Source organism: Micromonospora sp. WMMC415 (assembly GCF_009707425.1).
Taxonomy (GTDB): domain Bacteria; phylum Actinomycetota; class Actinomycetes; order Mycobacteriales; family Micromonosporaceae; genus Micromonospora.
Window position 1 is genome coordinate 4,660,543 of sequence record NZ_CP046104.1, and the last position, 22,992, is coordinate 4,683,534.

The following is a 22,992-nucleotide window of genomic DNA, read 5'->3' on the forward strand; positions in this document are numbered from 1 at the left end:
CTGGCCGATGCGGGCATCACGGTGTGCAAGATCCCGCCGCCTAGCCCGCGAGCAACGCCTACGCCGCACGGTTCATCCTCACCGTCCGCAACGAGGTCACCGACCGCGTGCTCATCGTCGGTGAACGGCACCTCCGACGAACACTCGATCAATACGCCCGCCACTACAACGGGCGGCGTCCGCATCGGGCGCTGCAGTTGCAGCCACCACGCTCCGACCGTCCTGCTGTCGACCTTGGCCCACGAGCGGGTCAAACGCCGGCCGCTTCTCGGCGGGCTGATCTACGAGTACGAACGAGCCGCATAAAGACCCAGCTCAGCGCACGTGACAAGGTTTTGGAACCTCACAGGGTGATGGCGTCACTGCTCGAACCGTTCACCGTGTCCTTCGTCGTCCGCTCACTGATCGGCGGCGTACTGCTGGCCGCGGTGTGCGCCCTGGTCGGGGTGTGGGTGATCGCCCGCGGCATGACCTTCCTCGGTCCCGCGAACGGCACAGGCGGCGCCGCACTCGCCTTCGACGGGGTGACGGTCCGGCACGGCACGATGCGTGTCCTCGACGGCGCGTGCGGACGAATCGACGTCGGCGAGCTCCTTGGCGTCCGCGGGACGTCCGGCAGCGGAAAGACCTCGCTGGCGCGGGCTCTCTGCGGGCTCGCCCCGCCAGCCGCCGGACGGCTGCTGGTGCACGGCGTGCCGGTGAGCTGGGACGCGGCCATCCGTGCGCGTACCGGCCAGCCGTACCTCGCCTACGTCGGCCAGGACGCCCGGGCGGCCCTGAACCCGCACGAGACCGTCCGTCGCGCGCTCACCCGGGCACTCGCCGTGACCGCCCGGCACGGTCGAACCTCGGGCTGGACGCTGGAGGAGGTCATCGAGCGGTTCGCGCTCCCGGCCGAGATCCTCGACCGCACACCCGACCGGCTCAGCGGCGGCCAACGCCACCGCGTCGCGCTGGCCCGGGCCGTTGCCGCCGCGCCCACGGTACTCGTCTGCGACGAGTCCACCGCCTCCCTCGACCGCGACACCGAAGCCCACGTCCTGGACACTCTCGACGGCCTCCGCCGCCGTGACGGCACCCCCGTCGTGCTCGTCACCCACTCCGACCGCGTCGCGGCCCGCACCGACCGGATCCTCACCCTCTCCGAGGGGCGGCTCGGCTGACTCCGGTGGCGCGACCCGGCCCGACCTGGCGCCGACGCCGGAAACATGCTTGCCGGACGAACAGCCTGTGCGGCGGACCGGATTGGAATGCTCAGTCATGGCCGGTCACCCGGTGCGCCGCAGCGTGCAGCACCTCCGTCATCAGCCCCCGCAGCCATGGGCGTGGCCCTCGTCGGGGCAGGGTAAGCCACGGGACGAGGGCACCACCGCTGCGGCCGCCGGCGCTACGGAGCACACCACCGCGCAGACGGCCAGGACCGCGGTCGCGCCGAACTGGTAACGGAGCGGTCGGCGGCGGCACGCGGCCACAGCGCGGCACCCGCGGGAAGCCTCAAGCCCTACTCCTTGCGGTGGCTCAGTCGCACGGCGCGCAGCACGACGTCGTTGACGTGGTGTGTGCTGATCGCCCCTGGGGGGCGTGGGCGGGTCTCGTTCACGTCGATGCGCCAGTGGTCCGAAGCGGTGATCGCGGCGGTGATCTCGTCGATGCCGACGTACGCCTGCGGGTCGTACATGCGGGTCTGCTCGCCGGGGTCCGACGGCTGCCGGAGCCAGGTCAGGTCGTGACCGACGACGAGCAGGGTCCCGCTGACGGCCACGGCGTCGAGCAGGTTGCGCAGTCCGCGCTGCTCGGGGGTGCGCTGGAACGAGCCGTACTGCAGGGAGACGAGGTCGTAGGTCTCGTCGGCGAAGGCGGCGGGGTCGTTGGCGTCGCGGTGCAGCGTACGCACGTCGAGCCCGCGACGTTCCGCTTCGGCCCGGATGCGGTCGAGTGCCTTGGTGGAGACGTCGGAGGCGGTCACCTGCCAGCCGCGTTCGGCCAGCCAGAGCGCGTCGGCCCCTTCCCCCGCGCCGACGTCGAGCGCCCGCCCGGGCGGCAGGTCCGTCGCCTCCGCCACGAGGGTTCCGTTCGGGTTGGCGCTCCACACGCGTTCCTGGTCGCCGTAGCGGCTGTCCCACTCGATCGCGACGCCGGAGGGGCGGATGCCGGCCGCGGTGTCCTCGGCGGCGAGGCCGAAGGCGATCTGGGCGCCGATCCAGCTACCGTTCGCCGCGGACTGCAAAACCTGGGCGCTCGGGTCGGTCAGGTTCCCGGCGGCGAAGACGCCCGCCACGCTGGTACGTCCGCTGTGGTCCACCGCGACGAGGTCACCGAGTCCACTGGGGTGGGCCGTGGTGTCGATGCCGAGGCCGGCGAGCATCTCGACCCGGGGGCGGAACCGGCCCCCGGTGAGGATCGCGTCGGCGGGCAGGCTGCGGCCGTCGGCGAGCTCGACGACGAGTGACCCGTCCGGGCCGGCGTCTGCCACCCGGCGCACCGCACTCTCGATGACCGGGACCCCGGAGGCGACGAGGTTCCGCACCGCGGCCGGGTCGATCCCCGCCGCGTCGTGCAGCACCACGGTCAACCGATCGGTCAGGTGCCGCACCAGCGAGGTCGGATGCAGTCCCATCGGCGTCGTGACGATCTGCACGACCCGCAGGTCGCGGACCTCCCAGCCGTGGCAGAACGGACAGTTGAACACCTGACGACCCCAACGCTCGGCCAGGCCCTCGATGTCGGGAAGCTCATCGACGATGCCGGTCGCGGCCAGGATCCGGCGTGCGACGAGGCCGTGACCGCCCGACAGGGCGAGGTGGAACCCGTCGTCCTCTTCCCGCACCGCCAGGACACGGCCGGTCAGGACGCTGCCACCGTAGCTACGGACCTCCTCCCGCCCGATGGCCCGCATCGCCTCGGGCGGGGTGCCGTCGCGTCCGAGGTAGCCGTGCATGTGCGCCGCCGGCGCGTTCCGCGGCGTGCCGTCGTCGACGACGATGACCGAGCGTCGCTGACGAGCGAGCTGCAGCGCGGCGGCCAGACCGGCGGCCGATCCGCCGATGACGGCGACGTCACACCTGCGGACGATGCTCTGGTGCGGTGTGTGTTCGTGTGTTCCGTGGGCATGGTCCGTCATGGGTCCAGCGTAGGAATACCAGCCGGGATGTGAAAGGTAGCTTGCGGAATTCGCAAGGTGTCTCCATGCTGGGGACATGACGGACCGCAGTGAGGTGGAGCGTCTGGCACGCACCCGGTTGCGGAGCATCCGCACCACGCTCGGCTATTCCCTGGACGAACTCGCCCAGCGCAGCAACCTCAGCCCGTCGACGATCAGCCGGGTCGAGACCGGCAAACGAACGCTCAGCCTCGACGTGCTCGTGCCCCTGGCCGGCGCCCTACAGGTCAGCCTCGACGTCCTCTTCGAGACAACCAGCGACGAGGACGTGGTGATCCGACCCGCGCAGCACCGCTCGGGATCACGCACCACGTGGCCGCTGAGCCGCGTCGATGGGCGCACCATGGCGATGAAGATCCGGCTGGAGCCCGAGGCGACGACGCCCGCCCAGCGGGTCCATCCGGGGTACGACTGGTTCCTGGTCCTCGAGGGCAGGGTGCTGCTGTGGCTCGGTGAGCGACAGATCGAGGTCGCAAAGGGCGAAGCAGCCGAGTTCTCGACGATGACACCACACTCGATGACAGCACTCGACGAGCCGGCCGAACTGATCATGATCTTCGACCGCGAGGGGCAGCGCGCCCACCTGCACCAGTGACAGCGCGTGACAGGAAGCGATGTCGCCCGGTCGGGCGAACGTGCCGAGGTCGGGTATCGGCGAGCGGATGGCGTGTCTGCCGCGACGACGCTCGACAGTGTGTCGTTGACTTGGGAACACGGGCAGAGCCGGTTTCAAGGATCTCAGATGCGGCCATCGCCCGGCCACTGGATGCCGGCGGCTGCCGGAAACGGAGACACCAGGGTTGGATGAACACCGGTTCCTTTCACTCGGAGCAGCCCTGACCGCAGGCGGCTGCTGCTTCTCTCGCCATTCGCCCCGCCTCCGGGGCAGCCGCCGCCACCTCCCACGGCGGCGCAGGCCTGGCCCGGCGCCCAGCGCGGCAGAGTACCGGCCGACCTCACCGACGGGATGCCGTACACGCCCATCCTGTTCTTCGACGCCGCGCGATCGGTGGGCAGCGCGCCCAGCCCTGACGGTCGGCACCTGCGTCTGGTGCTGCAATCAGCAGACGGCCGGGGTCGCGAGCTGCGCCGGCTAACGCTCGATCGCAACCCGGCCTTCGAGAGGCCGGCCACCGACGGCGAGGTTCTGGTCTGGGTCGAGAGCTTCGGCGGGGGCTACCGGGAGCTGTGGGCAGCCGATCTGCACGGTGGGGTTCGGCCCCGGCGGCTCACGGCCAGCCTGGGCTATCCGCTGTTCCACCAGACGCAGTACGACCTGGTCATCGCCGAGGGGCGAGTGCACTGGGTGGCCGCCGGATCGCGGGACGACACCGAAGTGCGGTCGGTCTCGTTGACCGGCGGCGCTGTCGAGGTGCGGACAGAACCGGGCCGTTGGGCCATGACCGCCTGGCCGTGGCTGGTCGACAGCCTCACCGACCTCGCCGGCACGGGCCGGCTGCGAAACCTGCTGACCGGTCAGGAACGTGCGATGCCGTGGACCCGGTCGAGCCTGACCGAGTGCACGCCCACCTGGTGTCGGGCGGTCTCGGCCGACGACGACGGTTGGCCCATTATCGAGGTCGTGAGGTCGGATGGCTCGGATCGCCGGGTGGTCGCCCGCCGAACGGCGACCACCGTCGTCACCGACGTCGCGGTGCTCAATCGTTTCGAGCTGTTCGTCGAGCTCGCTCCCACCACTCGCTTCACCGGCAGGGGCCGGCTGATGGTGTACGACCTGGCCACCGGCCAGACCGTCCGGATCAGTCCCGAGGCCGGCAACGTGGCATATCGGGCCGGTGTGCTTTGGTGGACCACCGGCACTCCGGAATCCTTCGTACGTCATTCGATCGACCTGCGAACCGTTTGAGGTGCCGCTGCGCAGACCGGCAGCGGCCGTCGCGCCCGTCGAGAAGACCGCCACGCGAACCCCTGATGGAAATCACATTCATGTGCAAGGATTTCCGGGTCTTCTACGGATCGGAGTGGCGTTGTCACGCTCCAGGTCGCCCGTTCCGCCTGCACACGGCGGTGTGGCCGCCCCGCACAGCAGCACCGCCGGGCGGGCGCGCTACGACCTGGACAACCCACGTCGCCTGGCAAGCATGTACGAAGGCGTGCTGCGCGAGGCCACCGCCCCCGCCGATCTCACCCGATGGCTGGACGGCGCGACCCTGCAACGCCTGTGGCCGGCCCTCGTGATGCCACCGCAGGTCCGCCGACTGTGGGAAGCACAATTCCCCGAGCTGGCCAACACGCGCCGACACGCCGCGTAGTGGTCGGCCAGACCCCGCCAATCCACCGCCGGCTGGCGCAGATCGCCCTGCAGGTCGGCGGCCGGTACGGGTTCGCGTTGGCCGGCGGGCATGCGATCGCCGCCCAGGGCATCCTCGACCGCCCCAGCGAAGACGTCGATCTGTTCGCCGACTGGCAACGCCGCGCCGACTTCCCCACCGCCGTGGACGAGGTGATCGCCGCCTATCGCGCCGAAGGCCTCGGCGTCGACATCGACCTTCGACTCGATACATTCGCTCGACTGCACGTCACCGGCCCAGCCCACCCAGATCAGCAGCACCGGGTGGAACTGGTGGCGAACTGGCGCGCCCAGCCGCCCGTCCAGATGGACATCGGCCCCGTCCTGCACCCCGACGACGTCATGGCCGGAAAGATGGACGCCCTCTACAACCGGGCAGCCGCCCGCGACTACCTCGACATCGATGCTGCCATCAGCAGCGGCCGGTACACCCTCGACCAGCTCTGCGACCTCGCGCACGCCGCCGACGACGGATTCGACCGGAGCATGTTCGCCGCGATGCTTGCCCACGTCGACCGCTTCGACGACGAAGACTTCATCGACTACGGTCTAGCGCCGGATGAGGTCGCCGAAGTGCGGCTCGCGTCTCTGCATGGCGGACCCTCCTACTCCGAGGAGTCGAGTAGGACTTTCCTGCCCTGCTCTCCGGCCCAGGGCCTATTCGTCTTACGGCACGTCCGGGTCGGGATGCTCGCTTCGATAGCTGCTCGCGGCGGCGTGATTGATGAGCGAGTTGTCGAGAAGCCAGTCGATGACCCGACGAGTCGCCCGTGCATGCTGGAAGGCGTGCCAGGCTGGCAGCAGGTGCGGATACTCCTCATGCAGTTCGTCCTTGAACCGCCGGAAGGCGCCCCTGCCTTGGACGGCCCGCAAGAGCCTGCGGCCCGCCTGCTCGTCGCTGACCCGCTCGGCAAAGTCGACCATGTCGCGGTGCCAGACGGAGGACGGTAACGCCTCGATCGGGACCAGGTCGAGTTCCTCGAGGTCCACCGGCGTCTTCCCGTCGATACCGCCGTCAGCCGTCCACATCATAATCTCCCCGCTGTCCCGGTCAATCAGCCAGCGGTACTCGTATGCGCTCTGGTCCTGCAGCGCCATGGCGATCTCTTCGAGATCGAGCCGGCGTACGTCGAGCATGGTGTCCACTCCGTTGCCGTGGTCGTCGGCAACCACGGTACGTCCGCTGCTCTCCCGGCCGCGAGGCTGCCGGCCCGGCCGATCATCAGCACGGAGACCGAGGCCATGAGTTGGCTACTGCTCCAGCAACCTGGGTTCGGGAGACCGGTCAGCTACAGCCCAGCGGCGTCGAGGGTCTTGAGGAACGTCGGCCGGCGCTTGTGTGCCACCCGCAACTCAGCGAGGTACTGCCCAAACGCCGTATGGTCTCCGGTGGCCTGGTACGCCGCTCGTAGAGCGGGGAGCAATGCGACGGCCCGCCGGTAGCGCCGCTTGTCGGCCGAGTTGAGGATCGCCTGCTCGACGAGGTCGCGGTACGGCTGGATCACCTCGTCCGGATGCGTCACGGCCCGTCCCTGCAGCAGGGTCTGCCACTGCGGCCCGCCGAGCCACCGCCGGTGGTGCCGGGCCTCCTGCCAGGCCTGGTCGTCACGGCCCACCGCCAGCAGCACGTCGACCAGCTCGGAGGCGTACGCCGGCTGTTTGGTGATCCGGTCGCGCAGCACCCCTAGAGCCCACGTCGTCGGATCGTCGCCGCCGGCCCCTTCCACGGTGTCGATCAGGGATCGGTACCCAGCGGCGGTGGGATGGCGTACGAACTCCTCCCGCCGGACCCGCACGGCACCCGGCGTGTCGCCTGCGGCGACGAGCATGTCGACCAAGAGGTCACGGAGCCGGTCGGTGTAGGGCGAGCCCGCGTTGGCGGCCACGCCCCGCCGGGCCCAGTCCATCGCCTCGTCCCAGCGTCCGGCCGCATGTAGTGCCTCGGCGATCCGTTGGTACTGCACGGCGTTGGTCAGGTGCTCGGCCAGCACCGCGACGTACTGGTCGACATCTCCCGACACCTCAGCGAGCTGCTCGCGCAGGTCACGCACCGCGAACGCGCCGGTCCACGACTCCGGGTCGGCAACATCTGCCCGCTCGGCGACCAGCCGCTCCACCTCCGCGATCCCCCGCCTCCCCAGCGCCGGAGCGAAGTCTGCCAGTCGGACGCGGGGCCAGCCGGGACCGTCGCACTCCAACTTCACCAGCCAGCCGGCCAGACTGATCGGGTTCGGCGTTGCCGCCACGCATGCCTTCGCGTACAGGTCCATGAGCTCCTGCAGGTCGTCTCCGACTATTCCGGAGGAGTCATCCAGATACATCAGGGCACGCGTGATGCGGTCGACGGCCTTGCGCAACAGCGGCACTGCGAGATCCGCCCGCCCCTCAGCGATCAACCGATCGCACTCCCCGGCCACCTGGCGGGCGGTCTGCGAGTACTCCCGTCGACCCCGGTAGGGATCCCGCCGGCGGTCCCAGCGCAGCCGGTCCACCAGCCCCGTCAGCTCATCACCGGTCACCTGCCCATCTCAGCAGACCGCGACCCGGTGTCGGGAACGTGCCACCCCCATGGTTGTGGGGCGTGGGATGACCGGACGGTCCTCGCCGAGATCGAGGACGAGACACACCTGTCCACCGCGGCCACCCTGCTGGAGACCCGGTCACCGACACCTCGATCGACTACACGAACGAGGCAGCGGCTTCGTCGCCACCTGACAAGGCCCGGATGGCGCAGGCGAGGTCACCCACGCCGGCCTGAGGTTCACGCCGGACACGGTCACCGCCTGGCTCCGCACCACCTACCGGTGTCACCTCGGCCTCACACCGCTCCCCGCCTGTCCAGGTCCGAGTGGACCTGAGCCAGCACCTGCCGGCGCCTCAGCGGCGGCGGGCGTACGCGGCCAGCCGCTCGCTGACCGGACTGATCCGCGGTCGCGGCACCTGTCGGAAGTGCTCCGGCTTATATGCGCGGAGAAGTTCCTCACCGTCGCGAGTCCAGTCGAAACGCGGCTTCTTCAGCAGCCGCCGGAACACCACACTGGCGCGCTCAGGATCACGTGCGGCCAGCCGACGCAGCACCAGCGGGCCGACGCTGTCATCCTGCAGGTACGCCAGCGTGTGCTCTCGGTAGCAGCGGCGGCGCAGCAGGTCCGGATCCGCGAACGCCGCCTCCACCAGACCGAACTCGGCGTAGAAGCCCAACCCGTCGACCTCGTCGTAGATCATCGCCACCGTCTCCGCGTCCACGACATTCGGCGGCAACTCGAACATCGTCGTCCCGTCACCGGCCGCTGTGGAGGCCGACGCGCCTGACGCTTTCGCACGGCAGAACGCGTGGTAGTCGGCCATCCGGTCGACGACCTGGTCGCCCGGCACCACCACCAGGTCGCTACCGAAGAACCGCACGAACCGCTCCCGATCCTGACGTTGCAGCTCCCACGCTTGAGTCAGCTTCTCCGGGTTCCGGTACACCGCCTCCGGGGCACGCAGCGAAATCTCCAACGCCATCTTGTAGGCGACGTCCCGCTCCTGCGCCCGCCACACGTTCATCGGGCCGCTGATCATCCACTCCTCGCCCACTGCCACCAGCCGAGCGAGCAGGAACGACCGATGCGGCGTACGCCGGAACACCGACGGCCCCATGTTGGAACGCACTCGGTAGGTCAGCTCATCCACAAGGTTCACCACGATCAACGCCGGTCCGTCGCGCCCCTGCACCTCAAACGGCCCCTGCACCACGTCCCGCCACCCGAGCAGCATCCGCTGCTCAGGCTCGGACAACTCCGGGTGCGCGGCGACGAACTGCTCCACCACCGTCCGGCCGTTACGCAGCCGATGCTCCAGGACGAAGTAGTCCCACAGAATCATCAAGGTGTGCTCGTCGAGCAGAAACCGCTCGTCATGCTGATCCGCCAGCACATCGTCGAACGCTCGCTCATAACGTCGCTGCTGCGAGAACGCCACCAGCTGCTGCTTCAGCTCACCCGCACGATTAAACAGATCATCATCAACGGTGACCGGCACGGGCTGTTCATACCACGACGCGATCCAGGCGGGATCCGGCCCCTGGCCCGGCAGTCACCGCACCGAGACCACGATATGGGTCCAGCCGACGACCCTGCCGAACGCAGACGGCTCGTCGAGCTACCCGACGTAGCGACAGACGGTAGCAGCTGCCGCCCTTGACGCCGAATCAAGCGACCAAAATGCCGCCTCATCCGAAAGCGCAGATGAAGCGGCAGGTCAGAGCGTTCCAAGCCGAGCAGGGCGACGATCAACCGTCCCCGTCGTTACCGCAAACAAAGATCATCCGTTACCGGACATTACCGCCGTTACCGGAGAAGATCTTCATCTCCCCAGGTCAACCGGTCGGGACGGCCGGATTTGAACCGACGACCCCTTGACCCCCAGGCAACCAACACGGGCCTCTGAGCTGCTGCTTCGCAGCCTTTGGGCTGCCGAAACGGTCCGTCACCTCCACGCTTGTCCGCTAGCGTCCGCGCAGATCGTCACTCACTTTGTCACCCAAGCTTGACCGCAGCGCGCGCACTCGGGCATCGTCGCCGGGTGAATCGACAGGGGGAAGACACGGCGCGGATGCGGCGCAGGTTCGAGGTGACCGACGACTCGGGCTTCCTTGCCCTGGTCGACCACCGACGATGATGCGCGATCTGTCATCGGAGATCATTGATCTTCTTTCGCCCAGGCCCGTGCCTTCGGAGTGGCAATGGGAACGTGCGGAATCGGAGATCGGTGCGCGCGTGCCCCGAGACTACAAGGCCTTGGTGGCGGGTCTCGGCGGTGCGTGCATCGTGGATGATTGCCTGTGCCTGTTCGAGCCCGACAGCCGCGAAACGCACAAGGATTTCGCCAATCTGGTCGCGGAACGCGATTCGGCCTGGCAGCACATCAGAGCCCGTGGGCTCAGGCCGGTCCCCGAGAAGTACTTCAGTGAGGGCAACCGTCTGATCGCTTTCGCTCTTGTTGAAGCGAACTACTTCTACTGGATCGCCAGTCCTGACAAGCCGGAGGATCAGTGGGGAGTGCTGATCGTCGACGCGGATCTCGAAGATTGGTACGAATTTGGCATGTCCGCTACGGAGTGCATATACAATATCCTTGTCGGCGAAATAGAGTTTCCCGTTTTTGAAGGACTCTTCGATGATTCCCCACACGCCTACAGTCGGTCGTAAGAGCTTCATGGGTAAAATGTCGGGCCATGAACGGCCCACAACCCCGTCGTTCTACCCCCAATGACTGCATCGTAGGTAGTGTCTTCGAAATCATCTCGATGGATCGGGCCATTGGCATGGCGGTGCATAGCCACGATGTTTCTGGCATCGTTATCCGATCGATTGTGCTGCAGCTAGTCAAGCTCAGCATTGACCAAGCCCGGACATATTGCCATTTTCATCCCGCCTGCCATCGACCGCCCTTCCAGGGAGCGGGCCGCCGCCCGGCCCGCCACGTCAAGCGGACCTTGACGGCTCGTACGGACGCTGGTGGGCCGGGCGGTGGTCTGCTCGGCTCGCCCGGGTCGGTGGTAGGCGGGATGACTCCTTCCGCAACCACCCACGGACCGTGACCCGCCGACGGCGCCCCGGCCATCCTGGAGCCGGAGCGCCCCCGCCGGAGGCGCAGTCACCGCAACCCCGCGACCGCCGCCAGCTCGCCAACGCGACCGGCGTGTGCTCCCCTACGCCGCGCGGGCTCGTGGCCGCGCGGCCCGGCCGGCTGCCGGCCCACCACCGCACGTCTCAACGGTCTGTCGTTCTGCGGCGGCCCTCGGGCTTCCCGCCCTCCGCGCCAGCCGCCGGGCGTTCTGCGTGGCCGGAGCGGAGCGACAGCGGAGTGCAGGCCGCGCGCCCTGGCGGCGGCGCGTGCGGCCCGTTGCGGGCCGCCTTGAGACTGTGTAGAAAGTCCTCACCACTTCGCCAGCAGCCGGCCGGCTGGTGCCGCAAAACCGCTGCTCAGGCTGCGTAAACGGCGGTCGCGTCGTCGCTGCGTTTGTTGCGGGCCCACCTCATACAAGAGGGGTCAGCGGCCTCGATGGCGCGTACCCGGCGGATCAGCTCGGTCGGGCCGCTCTGCTCCAGGACGTCGAGCACGTCCGGCCAGTCGAGCAGGCCGAACAGCGCCACCAGGCGGGCGGCACCATCGGTCAGCACGGCAACCCGCCGGACGCTGTCGAGCGGCACTTCCCCGGTGATGGCGTGCTGTGCGGCGAACGGGTCCGCGGCTGCTACCCAGTAGCCACCAGGCTGATTGCGGGCGGCCAGCTCGGCGTGCTTCATCCGCAGCAACGCCGCTTGCTTCTCCGCCGACCCGAACGGGTGCCGGTCGGCCTCTTCGCGTTCGGCGCGGGCCGTCTTGTCCACCCGGTCATCGGTGATGACCTGGATGCCATCGATGGTGTCGATGAGCACGGTGACGTCACCGAGCACGAGGTACTCCAACGCGGTGTCCTTGAGCCTCACCATGGCTGCCCCTGCCGAGGGTGTGCCAGGGTGGCTGAGGTCGCAGGTGTTCCGGTGCTGGTCGGCGGTGAACCGGATGCCGTACATCAGCGCATTGGCCAGCGCGGAGTCGCGGTCCGCAGCCAGGCCGGCTAGGGCTGAGCCGAGCTTGGCGGCGTACCACGCGATGCCGTGCACGCAGCCGGTGCCGGTGCGGGCGGTGGCACCGTCGAGGACCACGATCAGGTTCTCGCTGGCCATGGCCCAGTCCTCGTTGGGTGACTTCGGGTTGCCGGCCTCGGACGCGGTTGCCACGCGCATCAGGCCACGCCCTCGCTGCGGTAGATCGGCGTGAGCGCGTCGACCTGCTTCACGGTGCGCTTCTTCGGGTCATACGTGCAGGCCACCAGGAGCGAGAAGCGGCGGTTCTTGACCTCGCGGTACAGCTCGTCCAGGTGGTCTTCGAGGTACTGGGCCACACCGAGGGTGCCCATCGCATGGATGCCGGCGAGGTACAGGAAGCTGCCGCGCCCGTCGGGGCGGGGCAGGCGGCCGATGTAGCCGTAGTCGACCGGCTCACCCTTGTCCGACGGCGAGTGGAACTCCTCGCCAGTCTGGTGGTTGACCAGGTACAGGCCGCCGTCGTCCTTGCCGAAGCCCAGCTTGGGATCGGAGGCGAGCACCTGGCCGACGAAGGGCAGGATGCGCGGGCTGCCGACGACGATCAGGTTCGTGCGGTTTAGGTCCACCATGCCCGGCGGTGGCACCACCTCGTACTCGGTCTTCAAGCCGAGCCCTCGGGCAAGGTTGGACAACTTTTCGTAGGCGGCCAACATCTCGGCGGACACGACCGCGTACGGATCCTTCTTGTCCGCCTCGAACTTGCCGCCAACGGCGACGGTGAGTGGTCCGGTGCCGAGCAACGCTCGCTCAGGCCGGGGCCCGGACGACAGGAGCTGACCGACGCGGGCACGGGTCATGCCGACCACCTGAGCAATCTGCGCGTGGGTCATGCCCTGCGACACCATCTCGTCGAGGGCTTCGCGGCGTAGCCGGGACAGCTCGTTGACCGCCGCCTGATGCTCGTCAATCAGGTCGCTGGCCTTCCGCGCCCGCTCCCCCGGGTCCCGGATATCGGCGAAGACCTGCGCGTTCATCTCCACGGTCCCTCCCGGCTGGCTGCGTAGAACGCTCCACGCACCCTATCTCACGACGGGGGTTGACCCAAGCAAGGGGGCTTGCGTACTCTCGGCACACATCGATGCGCAACCCCCCTTTACAAGGGATACGGGGAGCGCAGAGAGAAGGCCTCGACGGGATTGCGGCCCGTCGAGGCCCGGTGCATCGGCCCTCAGCGAAAGGAACAACGATGCATGTCCAGCGTACCGTTCACCCTGCTCTGTGCGCCTCGGGCCACTCTTCGGCGCTGTCTGAGGCTCGCCTGCTGTCTGCTCTGGCGACGCTTCGGGACGCGCTGGCTCCTGGGAAGGCGCTGAACGTGCCTGTGGTGCTCGACCGTGCCGCGCTGCTGGATGTCTTGTCCGTGCTCACCACGGATGCCACCACCCCTGCACCGGTCCGCGAATCGTTCGTGTGGCCGTGGAAGAAGCTGCGTCAGTCTCGTGGTTGGTCGCAGTTGGAGGTGTTCCGCCGGCTGAGCACTGTCGCCGCTGATGAGGGGGTGCGGCTGCCGGAGTGGCCCACCTTCAAGCGGAACCTGTGCCGCTGGGAGAGCGGCACCGTCACGGTGTCCCCGTTCTACGAGGGGCTGTTGGGCCGGCTGTTTGGCCTGCCCGGCTTCACCGTCGCCGACACGATCGAACTGTGTTACTGGTGCGGCCGTCCGGGCTGCCAGTGGTGCGCAGCGAACCGCTGCCCCGATCCGCGCGACCCGCAGTGCGCCTGCCCTGCTTGCGCTGCTGAGCCCACCGAGGCTCCCGTGGTGGTGACGGCATGACCACCGCAACCAGCGCTATGCCGCTCAAGGAGCTGCGTGCCGCGCGTGGCTGGACCCAAGCCAAGGTGCTCGTGCTCCTGGAGGCCGCCGCTGCTCGGCGGAAGGTGAGCCTGCCGGCGCGTGCGTCGCTCAAGGCGATGCTGTCGCGGTGGGAGAACGGCGCTCCCACCTCCGCCTTCTACGCGCATCTACGGCCGGGTCTTCGCCGACAACCACGGCTGGTGGCGTAGCCGCACGGCGGTGGCCCGATGACCACCGCCACCCTCACCCGACACGCGACCGTCACTCCTGCTGCGACCTTCGGGCAGACCGTTGCCCGGCTGCGCCGCCGTCGCGGCCTGTCCCAGGTCGTCTGCGCGCAACTCGTTGGCCGGTCGGAGACCTGGCTGGCCAAGGTCGAACACGACCGCATCCCCGTCGACCGGCTGTCGGTCCTGCGGGACCTCGCCCGCGTCCTGGGCGTCGACCTGGCGGCGCTGATCGAGGTGGCCCCATGACCACCACCACCGCAGCCCCGTCGTATCGCTGGCGTCAACCCCGGCTTGCCCGGGGTTGGGAACCGGTCCAGCTCATCGGCCGCATGAAGATCCTCGCCGCCCGTGACGGGATCGAGCTGCCGAAGACCTACCAACTCATCCGCGACATCTACCTGTGGGAACACCACCGGGCCGACCTGCCCGCGCATGTGGCGTCCCTGCTCGGCCGGATCTTCGATCACCCGAACCCGTTCGGCACCGGCCCCATCACCCACCTACCCACCAAGGCGGTCCGCACCCGTGGCCGCTGACCTCACGACCGCTGTCCCGGACCAGCACACCACCGCTGGTCCGGGGCACCGGCCCACCGCCGCCGGTTCGCCGGGCGCGTTCGTCGGCCGCGACGAATCCGCCTTCGCTCGCGCCACCAACGGGGACTACTTCGGCTGGCTGGAACACGTCCGCTCGGCCGCGGGCTGCTCCCACCCGATCCGCCTGGCCGGCGAGGTCGCCACGATCGACCGGGCCACCGGCCGGCTCCTCGCCTCGGTCGCGACGGCGGATCTGCCGGATGGGGAGATCTACAAGCCCTGCGGCAACCGCCGCCACACGGTCTGCCCCTCGTGCGCGCGTACCTACCAGCGCGACGCCTACCAGCTGCTGCGCGCCGGCCTCGCCGGCGGCAAAGGCATCCCCGACTCGGTCGCCGAGCATCCGGCGGTGTTCCCCACGTTCACCGCGCCGTCGTTCGGCACCGTGCACACCCGCGTCGTGAAGCGGCACACCTGCGGCAACCGCCGCCGCTGCGACTGCCGCGCCGAACCTTGCCACCCCCGCCGAGCGTCCGACCCCACCGCCCGGCCCTGCGAGCACGGGCAGGCCACGGTGTGCTGGGCGCGGCACGAGGACAACGATCCCCGGCTCGGGCAGCCGCTGTGCCTGGACTGCTACGACTACGACGCCCAGGTGGTGTGGAACCACGCCGCGCCGGAGTTGTGGCGCCGCACCAGCATCGCCATCACCCGACACCTCAACGCCCGCGCCCGCGCTCTCGGCCTACCGAGGGTCGAGCAGATCACCGAAGCCGGCCGGGTGCGTCGGGTGTCGCCGGTCAAGCCGTCGTTCGGCAAGGTCGCCGAGATGCAACGCCGCGCCGTCGTGCACTACCACGCCGTCATCCGCCTCGACGGCACCCACGAGGACCCGGATGTCATCGTGCCGCCGCCGGCCGCGCTGACCGTGGACGACCTGATCGCCGCCGTCCGGCACGCCGCCGCCACCGTCGCCTTCACCACCCGCCCCCACCCCGCCAACCCGGCCGGCTGGCACATCGCCTGGGGCGAACAGGTCGACGTGCGGCCGATCAACGCTGACGGCGAGGTCACCGACGGGAAGGTGGCCGGCTACCTCGCCAAGTACGCCACCAAGAGCACCGAAGCCACCGGACACGTGTCCCGCCGCCTCGACGGCGAGGTCATCGACCTCTACGCCAACCACCAGGGCACCCACCCCGAGCGGCTGGTCGACGCCTGCTGGACCCTCGGCGGGCACCGCGACTGGCAACAGCTTCGACGCTGGGCGCACATGCTCGGCTTCGGCGGCCACTTCCTCACCAAAAGCCGCCGCTACTCCACCACCTTTCGCATCCTGCGCGACGCCCGAATCATCTGGCGACGCACCGAAACCGGCCACGAATACGCCGACCAACCCGACCACGAAGACACCACCCTCATCGTCGGCCTGCTGTCCTACGTCGGCTCCGGCTGGCGCACCACCGGAGACGCCCTGCTCGCCAACACCGCCGCCGCCATGGCCCGCGAGAGGCACGAGATCGCCCGAGAGGAAGTGCTTGCCGCCGCCTGACCTGGCCACCGATCCACCGTCAAGACAGCCTTGACGGTCAACCTGTCCCCGCACGGAAGGAGCACCGTTTGGCCGCACCCGCCCTCGACGCCCCGCCCAGGGCGCTCTACCGCATCCCCGAGGCGATGCGACTGCTCAGCCTGTCCCGGTCCGTGATCTACGAACAGATCCGCGCCGGCCGGCTGCGCACTGTCCGGCAGGGCCGCACCCGCCTCGTCCCCGCCGCCGCCATCGCCGCCTACGTCGACCTGCTCCAAGAGGAAGCAGAGGAAGGAGGAACCGCATGACGAAACGCCGTGCCCGAGGGGAAGGCGGCCTGCACTGGGACAAGTCCCGGCAACGCTGGATCGCCACCGTGACCGTCGGCTACACCCCGGCCGGCAAGCGCATCGTGCGCAAAGGCAGCGGCAAGACCAAGACCGAAGCCCGCACCAAGCTGCGGGAGAAGATCCGCGACTACGAAGACGGCCTCGCCCTGGTCCAAGACGGGCACACCGTGGCCGACGCTCTCACCGACTGGCTCACCTACGGCCTGGGCAACCAGTCCGAGAGCACCAAATCGAACTACGCCATCCTCGTGCGCTCGCACATCATCGGCGAGCTGGGCGCGAGAAAACTGCGAGAGCTGACCGCCACCGACGTTGACCGGTGGCTGCTGGGCAAGTCCCGGCACCTGAGCACCCGCACCTTGCGACTCCTGCACTCCTTGCTCAACCGCGCGGTCAATCGCGCCATGGCGCGGGACAAGGTCAAGCGCAACGTCGTAGCGCTCTGTGCCGTGCCCGCCGGTCGCGGCGGCCGACCGTCCAAGTCACTCACGCTCGACGACGCGCGGGCGCTTCTCGCCGCCGCCGAGGGCAGCTCCCTGCACGCCTACATCGTGCTCTCACTGTTGACCGGCGCGCGCACCGAGGAACTGCGCGCGCTCACTTGGGCACACGTCGACCTCACCGGCAAGCCCAACGATGATCCGCCGGTACCACCGTCCATCCAGGTCTGGCGCTCGGTACGCGCCGACGGGGACACCAAGACCAAGAAGTCGCGTCGCACCCTGGCACTGCCGGCCCGGTGCGTCTCCGCGCTCACTGCCCACCACACGCGCTCGGGCGAGCCTGCTGCCGACCGCCTCGTCTTCACCACCGCCGCCGGAACGGCCCTCGACCGGCACAACGTGCTTCGGGCCTTCCGCCTGGTCGTCGCCAAAGCGGGCCTTGACCCGCGCGACTGGACCCCGCGCGAGCTGCGACACAGCTTCGTGTCGCTGCTGTCGGACAGCGGAGTGAACATCGAGCAGATCGCCGACCTCTGCGGCCACTCCGGCACGACCGTCACCGAGAACGTCTACCGGCATCAACTGCGGCCGGTGCTTCTAAGCGGTGCCGTCGCCATGGACCGGATCTTCGACGCTGAGGCGTAGTCACTCAGTTAGACACCCAGCTACGACAAGAGGGCACATCCATCGAACGGATGTGCCCTCTGAGCTGCGTCGGGACGGCCGGATTTGAACCGACGACCCCTTGACCCCCAGTCAAGTGCGCTACCAAACTGCGCCACGTCCCGATGCCCCCGCGCGGTCTCCCCCGCGACAGCCGGTACAGCTTACCGCACGATCTTCCTTCCGTCGCACTCGCCCCTCCCGTGCCATGTCGGGTCGCCGGCGCCGCCGGCGACCCACCCCACCACCCCTAAAGCGTCCTAGGAGGGTGGGTGGGAGCGAGGGTCAGCCGTGTGCCTTGCCGCGTCCGCCCGGGCCGAGCTTCTTGCGGGGGCGTACCGAAATCTCGATCGGGCTGCCCTCGAAGCCGAACTCCTCGCGGAGCTTGCGCTCGACGAAGCGCTGGTACCCGGCGTCCAGCGGACCGCTGGTGAACAGCACGAAGCGGGGCGGTGCCACCCCGGCCTGGGTGGCGAAGAGGATCTTCGGCGCCCGTCCCCCGCGCACCGGGTGCGGGGTGGCCTGGACCAGCGCGGTCAGCCACGCGTTGAGCTGCGCGGTCGGCACCCGGGTCTCCCAGCTCGCCAGGGCCTTGCGCAGCGCCGGAGCGAGCTTGTCGACCGCGCGGCCGGTCTTCGCCGACAGGTTGAGCCGGATCGCCCAGGGGATGCGGCGCAACTCCCGCTCGATCTCCTTGTCGAGGTAGTACCGGCGGTCGGCGTCGACCAGGTCCCACTTGTTGAAGGCGATCACCAGGGCGCGGCCGGCCTCGGTGACCATCGACAGGATCCGCTGGTCCTGCTCGCTGATGACCTCGCCGGCGTCGAGCAGCACGACGGCCACCTCGGCGGCCTCGATGGCCGACGAGGTACGCAGGCTCGCGTAGTACTCGGTGCCGCTGGCCTTGCCGACCCGCTTGCGCAGGCCGGCGGTGTCGACGAGCTGCCAGGTCTCGCCGCCGATCTCGACCAGGCTGTCGACCGGGTCGACGGTGGTGCCGGCGACCGCGTCGACGACCGCCCGCTCCTCACCGGAGAACCGGTTGAGCAGGCTGGACTTGCCGACGTTGGGCCGGCCGACCAGGGCGACGCGGCGCGGGCCGCGCGGCCTGTGCTCGACGATCTTCGGCGCCTCCGGCATCGCCTCCATGATGACGTCGAGCAGCTCACCGGAACCGCGACCGTGCAGGGCGGACACCGGGTGCGGCTCGCCGAGGCCGAGCGACCAGAGCGAGGTCGCCTCCATCTCGATCGAGCTGTTGTCGGCCTTGTTCGCCACCAGGATCACCGGCTTGGCGCTGCGGCGCAGCATCCGCACCGCCGCCTCGTCGACGTCAGTGGAGCCGACCATGGCGTCGACCACGAACAGCACCACGTCGGCGGTGGCGACCGCCGACTCGGCCTGCGCGGCGATGGCGGCGGCCCGGTCCTTCGCGTCCGGCTCCCAACCGCCGGTGTCCACGACGGTGAACTGCCGGCCGTTCCACTGCGCGTCGTACGGCACGCGGTCCCGGGTCACCCCGGGGACGTCCTCGACGACCGCCTGCCGGCGACCGATGATGCGGTTGACCAGGGTCGACTTGCCCACGTTGGGCCGGCCGACCACGGCCACCACGGGCTGCGGTCCGGTCTGCTCCTCAACGTCGAGGTCCGGCTCCCGCAGCTCCACCCAGCCTTCGTACTCGCTCACGCCACTCCCCGCTCGGTCAGCAGGTCGCGCAGGCGCGCCACGACCTCGTCGATGCCCAGCTCGGTGGTGTCCAGCACCACGGCGTCCGGCGCCTGCGCCAACGGGTCGGCCGTGCGGGTCGAGTCGAGCCGGTCCCGGCGGGCCAGGTCGGCAGCAGTGGCGGCCACGTCGGCGGCGTCCTCGGCGCTGCGCCGGGCCGCGCGGGCCGCCTCGGAGGCCGTCAGGTAGACCTTCAGGTCGGCGTCCGGGGCGACCACCGAGCCGATGTCACGCCCCTCCACCACGATCCGGCCGGCGGCGGCGATCAGCTCCCGCTGCCGGGCGACCAGCAGCGCGCGGACCGCGGGCACGGCGGCCACGGCGGAGACCGCTCCGGTCACCTCGGGCCCCCGGATCTCCACCTCGACGCCCACGCCGTCGACGGTCACGCCGTACCCCCGGGGGTCGGTGCCGATCCGCAGGTCGGTCTCGCCCGCGACCTTGGCCACCGCCGAGACGTCGGCCAGGTCGACGCCGGAGCGCAGCACCGCCCAGGTGATCGCCCGGTACATGGCGCCGGTGTCCAGGTAGCGGGCGCCGAGGCTGACCGCGAGCCGCCGCGAGACGGTGGACTTACCCGAACCGGACGGCCCGTCCACGGCGACCACGCAGCGCCCGGTCCGTGCCTTTTCCTCCACCGTCGTCCTCCTCAGTCCGTACCTCGCAGATCCTGCCCACGAGCGGAAACCACACACTGCCTTCAATCATGCCCGGCGCCGCGCCGTGCGCTGGCACCACGCCACCGCGAGGCGACGCGCGACACCCGGAGCGAGGCCGCCGGAAGCCTACCGGCAGCGGTACCCGCCGCCGCCCGCCTCAGTCGCCGACGGCCTTGAACAGCGCGGCGACCTCCGCGTTGGTCAGCCGGCGCAGCCGCCCGGTGCGCAGGTCGCCGAGCTTGATCGGACCGATCGAGGTACGGATCAGCCGGGACACCGGGTGGCCCATCTCGGCCATCAGGCGCCGGACGATGTGCTTGCGCCCCTCGTGCAGGGTCAGCTCCACCTGGGCGGTTTTGCCCAGGCTGCCCACCACCTTGAAGGAGTCGACCTTCACCGGCCCGTCCTCCAGCTCGACGCCGGCCGTCAGCCGCTTGCCCAGGTTGCGCGGGATCGGCCCGGCGACCTCGGCGAGGTAGGTCTTGAGCACCTCGTACGACGGGTGCATGAGCTTGTGGGCGAGGGTGCCGTCGTTGGTGAGCAGGAGCAGGCCCTCGCTGTCGGCGTCGAGCCGCCCGACGTGGTAGACCCGCTGCTCCAGCCGCGCGCCGATGAAGTCGGCGAGCTCGGTGCGGCCCTTCTCGTCGGCCATGGTGGTGACCACCCCGCGGGGTTTGTTCATCGCCACGTAGACCAGGCGGACGTCGGCCTGGAGCCGTTCGCCGTCGACGTGGATCACGTCGCGCGCCGGGTCCGCCTTGTCGCCGAGCTGGGCGACGCGGCCGTTGACGGTGACCCGGCGCCGGAAGATCAGGTCCTCGCAGGCCCGCCGAGAACCCACCCCCGCGGCGGCGAGCACCTTCTGGAGGCGCTCGGCGCCCTCGTACACGGGGGCGTCGGGCTTCGGGGCACGGTCATCGCGTCGCATCGGCAAGCTCTTCTACATCGTCGGGGAGGAACGGGGCCAGCGGCGGCAGGTCGGCGACGCTGTCCAGCCCGAGCTTCTCCAGGAAAAGGGTGGTGGTCCGGTAGAGGTGGGCGCCGCTCTCCGTCTCGGTGCCGCACTCCTCGACCAGCCCCCGGGAGACCAGGGTACGGATCACGCCGTCACAGTTGACACCGCGGATGGCGGAGATCCGCGAGCGGGTCACCGGCTGCTTGTAGGCGACCACGGCCAGGGTCTCCAGCGCCGCCTGGGTCAGCCGCACGGACTGCCCGTCCAGCACGAACCGCTCCACGTACCCCGCGTATTCCTGCCGGGTGTAGAGCCGCCAGCCGCCGGCGGCCCGGCGCAGCTCGAACCCGTGGCCGGCCGCCGTGTAACCCGCGGCGATCTCGGCCAGCATCGCCGCGATCCGCTCCGCCGGCTGCTCCAGCACGTCGGCGAGGGTGGCCTCGGCGACCGGCTCGTCCACCACCAGCAGGATCGCCTCCAGCGCGCCGCGCAGTTCCGCGTCGTCGAGGACCGGCGCCGGCTCCGGCGGCGCCGGCACCCGCCGCCGGGGTCGTGGCGCCCGATCGGGTACGCGGACAGCCTCCCCGCCGTGCGCCGACTCCCCGGCCTCGCCCGCCGTTGTCTCCGGCTCCCCGGCGTCCCCGCTCGGCTGCTGTTCCGCGCCCGAGGGTCCGCCTGCGCCGGCACCCGCCGCCTCGGCGGCCGCGCCCTGGCCGTCGCTCGCGGTCTCCCCCGAGATCCTGGAAGCTTCCGGCCCCTCCAGGGACCGTTCCTCTCCAAGATCTTCGGTGACCTGCCCGACGGCGGCCTCGGCCGGCGCCTCGGTGGCGGGCTCGCCCGGCGGCTCGTTGGCGGGCTCGGCCGGTGGTTCGGGGCGGCGTTCCCACGGGGGGATCCAGGCTGCGGCCTGGTCGGCCAGGGAGTCCCGGCGCTCCTCGTCGCTCATTCCGCTCGTTCCTCCGTCGATCCGTCCGCCGCGCCGGCCTCGTCCCCGGGCGCACGCGCCGACTCCGCCCCGGCCTCGTCGCCGGGCGCGCGCGCCGACTCCGCACCGGCAGCCGGCTCCGCCGGCGGTGACGGGGTGCCGGCGTACTCGTCGATGTCCAGGTCGGTGCCGCCGTCGGCGGGGCCGGTCCAGCGTACGGTCAACTCCTCCAGGGCCTGGTCCTGGACGAACGCGACGAGTCCCTCCCGGTACAGCTCCAGCAGCGCGAGGAACCGGGCCACCACCTCCAGGGTGACCTCGCAGTCCGCGCAGAGGCCGGCGAAGGTCGCGGTGCCGGCCCGGCGCAGCCGCTCGGCGATGATCCCGGCGTGCTCCCGGACGCTCACCCGGACCATGTGCACGTGGGCGATCGACACCTCGGGCGCCGGCTTCGGGGTGAACGCCTTCACGGCGAGCGCCCGCAGTCGCTCCGGTCCGATGCCGAGCACGAGGTCGGGCAGGGCTTCGGCGTAGCGGGGTTCCAGGGTGACCGCGCGCGGCCAGCGCCGCCCGCCGGCCTCCTCCAGAACTCCGATGTGGGCGGCCGCCTCCTTGTACGCCTTGTACTGCAGCAGCCGGGCGAAGAGCAGGTCCCGCGCCTCCAGCAGCGCCAGGTCCTCCTCGTCCTCGACCTCCGCGGCGGGCAGCAGCCGGGCGGCCTTGAGGTCGAGCAGGGTGGCGGCGACGAGGAGGAACTCGCTGGTCTCGTCGAGGTCCCACTGGTCGCCCATCGCCCGGAGGTAGGCGATGAACTCGTCGGTGACCTTGTGCAGCGCCACTTCGGTGACGTCCAGCTTGTGCTTGCTGATCAGTTGCAGCAGCAGGTCGAACGGGCCGGTGAAGTTGGCCAGCCGGACGGTGAAACCGGTGGTCTCCTCGACCGTCGCCGCGTCGGCGGGCACCACGTTGTCGACCTCGGCGGCCAGTTCCGCGGCGGCCACGGGATCGTCGGCGCCGTGCGGCGGGTCGAGGGGTGGTGCGGTCACCGGGAAACCGTAGTCCACGGCC

The 22,992-nt window shown here is 70.0% G+C and carries 23 protein-coding genes, 1 tRNA gene and 2 pseudogenes; 14 read left to right on the top strand and 12 right to left on the bottom strand.

Annotated features, from left to right (window positions below):
* Positions 1-74 precede the first annotated feature (74 nt).
* Both GKC29_RS30355 and GKC29_RS22025 read left to right on the top strand, forming a co-directional pair.
* A pseudogene (locus tag GKC29_RS30355) lies at positions 75-149 on the top strand (hypothetical protein); the annotation flags it as partial.
* A 204-nt stretch (positions 150-353) separates the two neighbouring features.
* Positions 354-1,163, top strand: a complete 810-nt coding sequence (locus GKC29_RS22025; protein WP_155332625.1) for an ATP-binding cassette domain-containing protein — start codon at positions 354-356, stop codon at positions 1,161-1,163.
* Between the two features lie 338 nt (positions 1,164-1,501).
* Here the strand turns inward: GKC29_RS22025 and GKC29_RS22030 are convergent, their stop codons facing one another.
* Complete coding sequence (locus tag GKC29_RS22030; RefSeq protein ID WP_155332626.1) at positions 1,502-3,121, bottom strand: bifunctional NAD(P)/FAD-dependent oxidoreductase/class I SAM-dependent methyltransferase; 1,620 nt, start codon at positions 3,119-3,121, stop codon at positions 1,502-1,504.
* Positions 3,122-3,197: 76 nt separating this feature from the next.
* Between GKC29_RS22030 and GKC29_RS22035 the strand changes: the two genes are divergently transcribed.
* The 4 genes and pseudogenes from GKC29_RS22035 (at position 3,198) to GKC29_RS22050 (ending at position 6,097) form a co-directional block, all read left to right on the top strand.
* Complete coding sequence (locus tag GKC29_RS22035) at positions 3,198-3,755, top strand: helix-turn-helix domain-containing protein (protein WP_155332627.1); 558 nt, start codon at positions 3,198-3,200, stop codon at positions 3,753-3,755.
* 372 nt (positions 3,756-4,127) lie between these two features.
* Positions 4,128-5,027, top strand: a complete 900-nt coding sequence (locus GKC29_RS22040) for a hypothetical protein (protein WP_155332628.1) — start codon at positions 4,128-4,130, stop codon at positions 5,025-5,027.
* A 235-nt stretch (positions 5,028-5,262) separates the two neighbouring features.
* Complete coding sequence (locus GKC29_RS30120; protein ID WP_230688768.1) at positions 5,263-5,433, top strand: hypothetical protein; 171 nt, start codon at positions 5,263-5,265, stop codon at positions 5,431-5,433.
* Positions 5,433-6,097, top strand: a pseudogene (locus GKC29_RS22050) (nucleotidyl transferase AbiEii/AbiGii toxin family protein). The gene GKC29_RS30120 and the pseudogene GKC29_RS22050 overlap by 1 nt, the downstream one beginning before the upstream one ends.
* 40 nt (positions 6,098-6,137) lie before the next feature.
* Here GKC29_RS22050 and GKC29_RS30635 read toward each other — a convergent pair.
* From GKC29_RS30635 to GKC29_RS22065, 3 genes are all read right to left on the bottom strand, one after another.
* Positions 6,138-6,608 (bottom strand): UPF0158 family protein, encoded by a 471-nt coding sequence (locus GKC29_RS30635; protein WP_155334285.1) that lies wholly within the window; start codon positions 6,606-6,608, stop codon positions 6,138-6,140.
* A gap of 152 nt (positions 6,609-6,760) precedes the next feature.
* A complete protein-coding gene (locus tag GKC29_RS22060; protein ID WP_155332629.1) occupies positions 6,761-7,990 on the bottom strand; it encodes a DUF6880 family protein in 1,230 nt (409 codons plus the stop codon).
* 358 nt (positions 7,991-8,348) lie between these two features.
* Entirely contained in the window at positions 8,349-9,494 is a 1,146-nt protein-coding gene (locus tag GKC29_RS22065) for a hypothetical protein (RefSeq protein ID WP_155332630.1), read from the bottom strand.
* A gap of 635 nt (positions 9,495-10,129) precedes the next feature.
* Here GKC29_RS22065 and GKC29_RS22070 point away from each other — a divergent pair.
* The gene (locus tag GKC29_RS22070) at positions 10,130-10,663 is read left to right on the top strand and encodes a hypothetical protein (RefSeq protein ID WP_155332631.1); all 534 of its coding nucleotides are present in this window, start codon (positions 10,130-10,132) and stop codon (positions 10,661-10,663) included.
* Positions 10,664-11,440: 777 nt separating this feature from the next.
* Here the strand turns inward: GKC29_RS22070 and GKC29_RS22075 are convergent.
* On the bottom strand, positions 11,441-12,247 hold the full coding sequence (locus GKC29_RS22075) for a protein phosphatase 2C domain-containing protein (protein WP_155332632.1): 807 nt from the start codon (positions 12,245-12,247) through the stop codon (positions 11,441-11,443).
* Entirely contained in the window at positions 12,247-13,083 is an 837-nt protein-coding gene (locus tag GKC29_RS22080) for a sigma-70 family RNA polymerase sigma factor (RefSeq protein ID WP_155334286.1), read from the bottom strand. The genes GKC29_RS22075 and GKC29_RS22080 overlap by 1 nt, the downstream gene beginning before the upstream one ends.
* Before the next feature lie 212 nt (positions 13,084-13,295).
* Here GKC29_RS22080 and GKC29_RS22085 point away from each other — a divergent pair, with 212 nt between their 5' ends.
* From GKC29_RS22085 to xerC, 7 genes are all read left to right on the top strand, one after another.
* Complete coding sequence (locus GKC29_RS22085; RefSeq protein WP_230688770.1) at positions 13,296-13,883, top strand: hypothetical protein; 588 nt, start codon at positions 13,296-13,298, stop codon at positions 13,881-13,883.
* Positions 13,880-14,113 (top strand): hypothetical protein, encoded by a 234-nt coding sequence (locus GKC29_RS22090; RefSeq protein ID WP_155332633.1) that lies wholly within the window; start codon positions 13,880-13,882, stop codon positions 14,111-14,113. The genes GKC29_RS22085 and GKC29_RS22090 overlap by 4 nt, the downstream gene beginning before the upstream one ends.
* 18 nt (positions 14,114-14,131) lie before the next feature.
* Positions 14,132-14,380: a helix-turn-helix transcriptional regulator gene (locus GKC29_RS22095; protein WP_155332634.1), complete on the top strand. Its 249-nt coding sequence runs from the start codon at positions 14,132-14,134 to the stop codon at positions 14,378-14,380.
* On the top strand, positions 14,377-14,670 hold the full coding sequence (locus GKC29_RS22100) for a hypothetical protein (protein ID WP_155332635.1): 294 nt from the start codon (positions 14,377-14,379) through the stop codon (positions 14,668-14,670). The genes GKC29_RS22095 and GKC29_RS22100 overlap by 4 nt, the downstream gene beginning before the upstream one ends.
* Positions 14,660-16,222 (top strand): replication initiator, encoded by a 1,563-nt coding sequence (locus tag GKC29_RS22105; protein WP_155332636.1) that lies wholly within the window; start codon positions 14,660-14,662, stop codon positions 16,220-16,222. Before GKC29_RS22100 ends, GKC29_RS22105 begins: the two co-directional genes overlap by 11 nt.
* A 68-nt stretch (positions 16,223-16,290) precedes the next feature.
* The gene (locus GKC29_RS22110; protein ID WP_155332637.1) at positions 16,291-16,509 is read left to right on the top strand and encodes a helix-turn-helix domain-containing protein; all 219 of its coding nucleotides are present in this window, start codon (positions 16,291-16,293) and stop codon (positions 16,507-16,509) included.
* On the top strand, positions 16,506-17,639 hold the full coding sequence (gene xerC, locus GKC29_RS22115; RefSeq protein ID WP_155332638.1) for a tyrosine recombinase XerC: 1,134 nt from the start codon (positions 16,506-16,508) through the stop codon (positions 17,637-17,639). The genes GKC29_RS22110 and xerC overlap by 4 nt, the downstream gene beginning before the upstream one ends.
* 69 nt (positions 17,640-17,708) lie before the next feature.
* Here the strand turns inward: xerC and GKC29_RS22120 are convergent.
* From GKC29_RS22120 to GKC29_RS22145, 6 genes are all read right to left on the bottom strand, one after another.
* Positions 17,709-17,782: transfer RNA gene (locus tag GKC29_RS22120), tRNA-Pro, on the bottom strand.
* 160 nt (positions 17,783-17,942) lie between these two features.
* Entirely contained in the window at positions 17,943-19,346 is a 1,404-nt protein-coding gene (der, locus tag GKC29_RS22125; RefSeq protein ID WP_155332639.1) for a ribosome biogenesis GTPase Der, read from the bottom strand.
* The gene (gene cmk, locus GKC29_RS22130; RefSeq protein WP_155332640.1) at positions 19,343-20,023 is read right to left on the bottom strand and encodes a (d)CMP kinase; all 681 of its coding nucleotides are present in this window, start codon (positions 20,021-20,023) and stop codon (positions 19,343-19,345) included. The genes der and cmk overlap by 4 nt, the downstream gene beginning before the upstream one ends.
* A 178-nt stretch (positions 20,024-20,201) precedes the next feature.
* Positions 20,202-20,972, bottom strand: coding sequence for a pseudouridine synthase (locus GKC29_RS22135; protein WP_155332641.1), 771 nt, complete (start codon positions 20,970-20,972; stop codon positions 20,202-20,204).
* Positions 20,959-21,945, bottom strand: a complete 987-nt coding sequence (gene scpB, locus GKC29_RS22140; RefSeq protein ID WP_155332642.1) for an SMC-Scp complex subunit ScpB — start codon at positions 21,943-21,945, stop codon at positions 20,959-20,961. Before scpB ends, GKC29_RS22135 begins: the two co-directional genes overlap by 14 nt.
* A complete protein-coding gene (locus GKC29_RS22145) occupies positions 21,942-22,970 on the bottom strand; it encodes a ScpA family protein (RefSeq protein ID WP_155332643.1) in 1,029 nt (342 codons plus the stop codon). Before GKC29_RS22145 ends, scpB begins: the two co-directional genes overlap by 4 nt.
* Between the last annotated feature and the right edge of the window lie 22 nt (positions 22,971-22,992).

Coding starts and splice junctions, on each gene's coding strand:
- GKC29_RS22025 (WP_155332625.1), top strand. CDS start 354: ATGGCGTCACTGCTCGAACCGTTCACCGTGTCCTTCGTCGTCCGCTCA.
- GKC29_RS22030 (WP_155332626.1), bottom strand. CDS start 3,121: ATGACGGACCATGCCCACGGAACACACGAACACACACCGCACCAGAGC.
- GKC29_RS22035 (WP_155332627.1), top strand. CDS start 3,198: ATGACGGACCGCAGTGAGGTGGAGCGTCTGGCACGCACCCGGTTGCGG.
- GKC29_RS22040 (WP_155332628.1), top strand. CDS start 4,128: ATGCCGTACACGCCCATCCTGTTCTTCGACGCCGCGCGATCGGTGGGC.
- GKC29_RS30120 (WP_230688768.1), top strand. CDS start 5,263: ATGTACGAAGGCGTGCTGCGCGAGGCCACCGCCCCCGCCGATCTCACC.
- GKC29_RS30635 (WP_155334285.1), bottom strand. CDS start 6,608: ATGCTCGACGTACGCCGGCTCGATCTCGAAGAGATCGCCATGGCGCTG.
- GKC29_RS22070 (WP_155332631.1), top strand. CDS start 10,130: ATGATGCGCGATCTGTCATCGGAGATCATTGATCTTCTTTCGCCCAGG.
- GKC29_RS22075 (WP_155332632.1), bottom strand. CDS start 12,247: ATGCGCGTGGCAACCGCGTCCGAGGCCGGCAACCCGAAGTCACCCAAC.
- GKC29_RS22080 (WP_155334286.1), bottom strand. CDS start 13,083: ATGAACGCGCAGGTCTTCGCCGATATCCGGGACCCGGGGGAGCGGGCG.
- GKC29_RS22085 (WP_230688770.1), top strand. CDS start 13,296: ATGCATGTCCAGCGTACCGTTCACCCTGCTCTGTGCGCCTCGGGCCAC.
- GKC29_RS22090 (WP_155332633.1), top strand. CDS start 13,880: ATGACCACCGCAACCAGCGCTATGCCGCTCAAGGAGCTGCGTGCCGCG.
- GKC29_RS22095 (WP_155332634.1), top strand. CDS start 14,132: ATGACCACCGCCACCCTCACCCGACACGCGACCGTCACTCCTGCTGCG.
- GKC29_RS22100 (WP_155332635.1), top strand. CDS start 14,377: ATGACCACCACCACCGCAGCCCCGTCGTATCGCTGGCGTCAACCCCGG.
- xerC (WP_155332638.1), top strand. CDS start 16,506: ATGACGAAACGCCGTGCCCGAGGGGAAGGCGGCCTGCACTGGGACAAG.
- GKC29_RS22135 (WP_155332641.1), bottom strand. CDS start 20,972: ATGCGACGCGATGACCGTGCCCCGAAGCCCGACGCCCCCGTGTACGAG.
- scpB (WP_155332642.1), bottom strand. CDS start 21,945: ATGAGCGACGAGGAGCGCCGGGACTCCCTGGCCGACCAGGCCGCAGCC.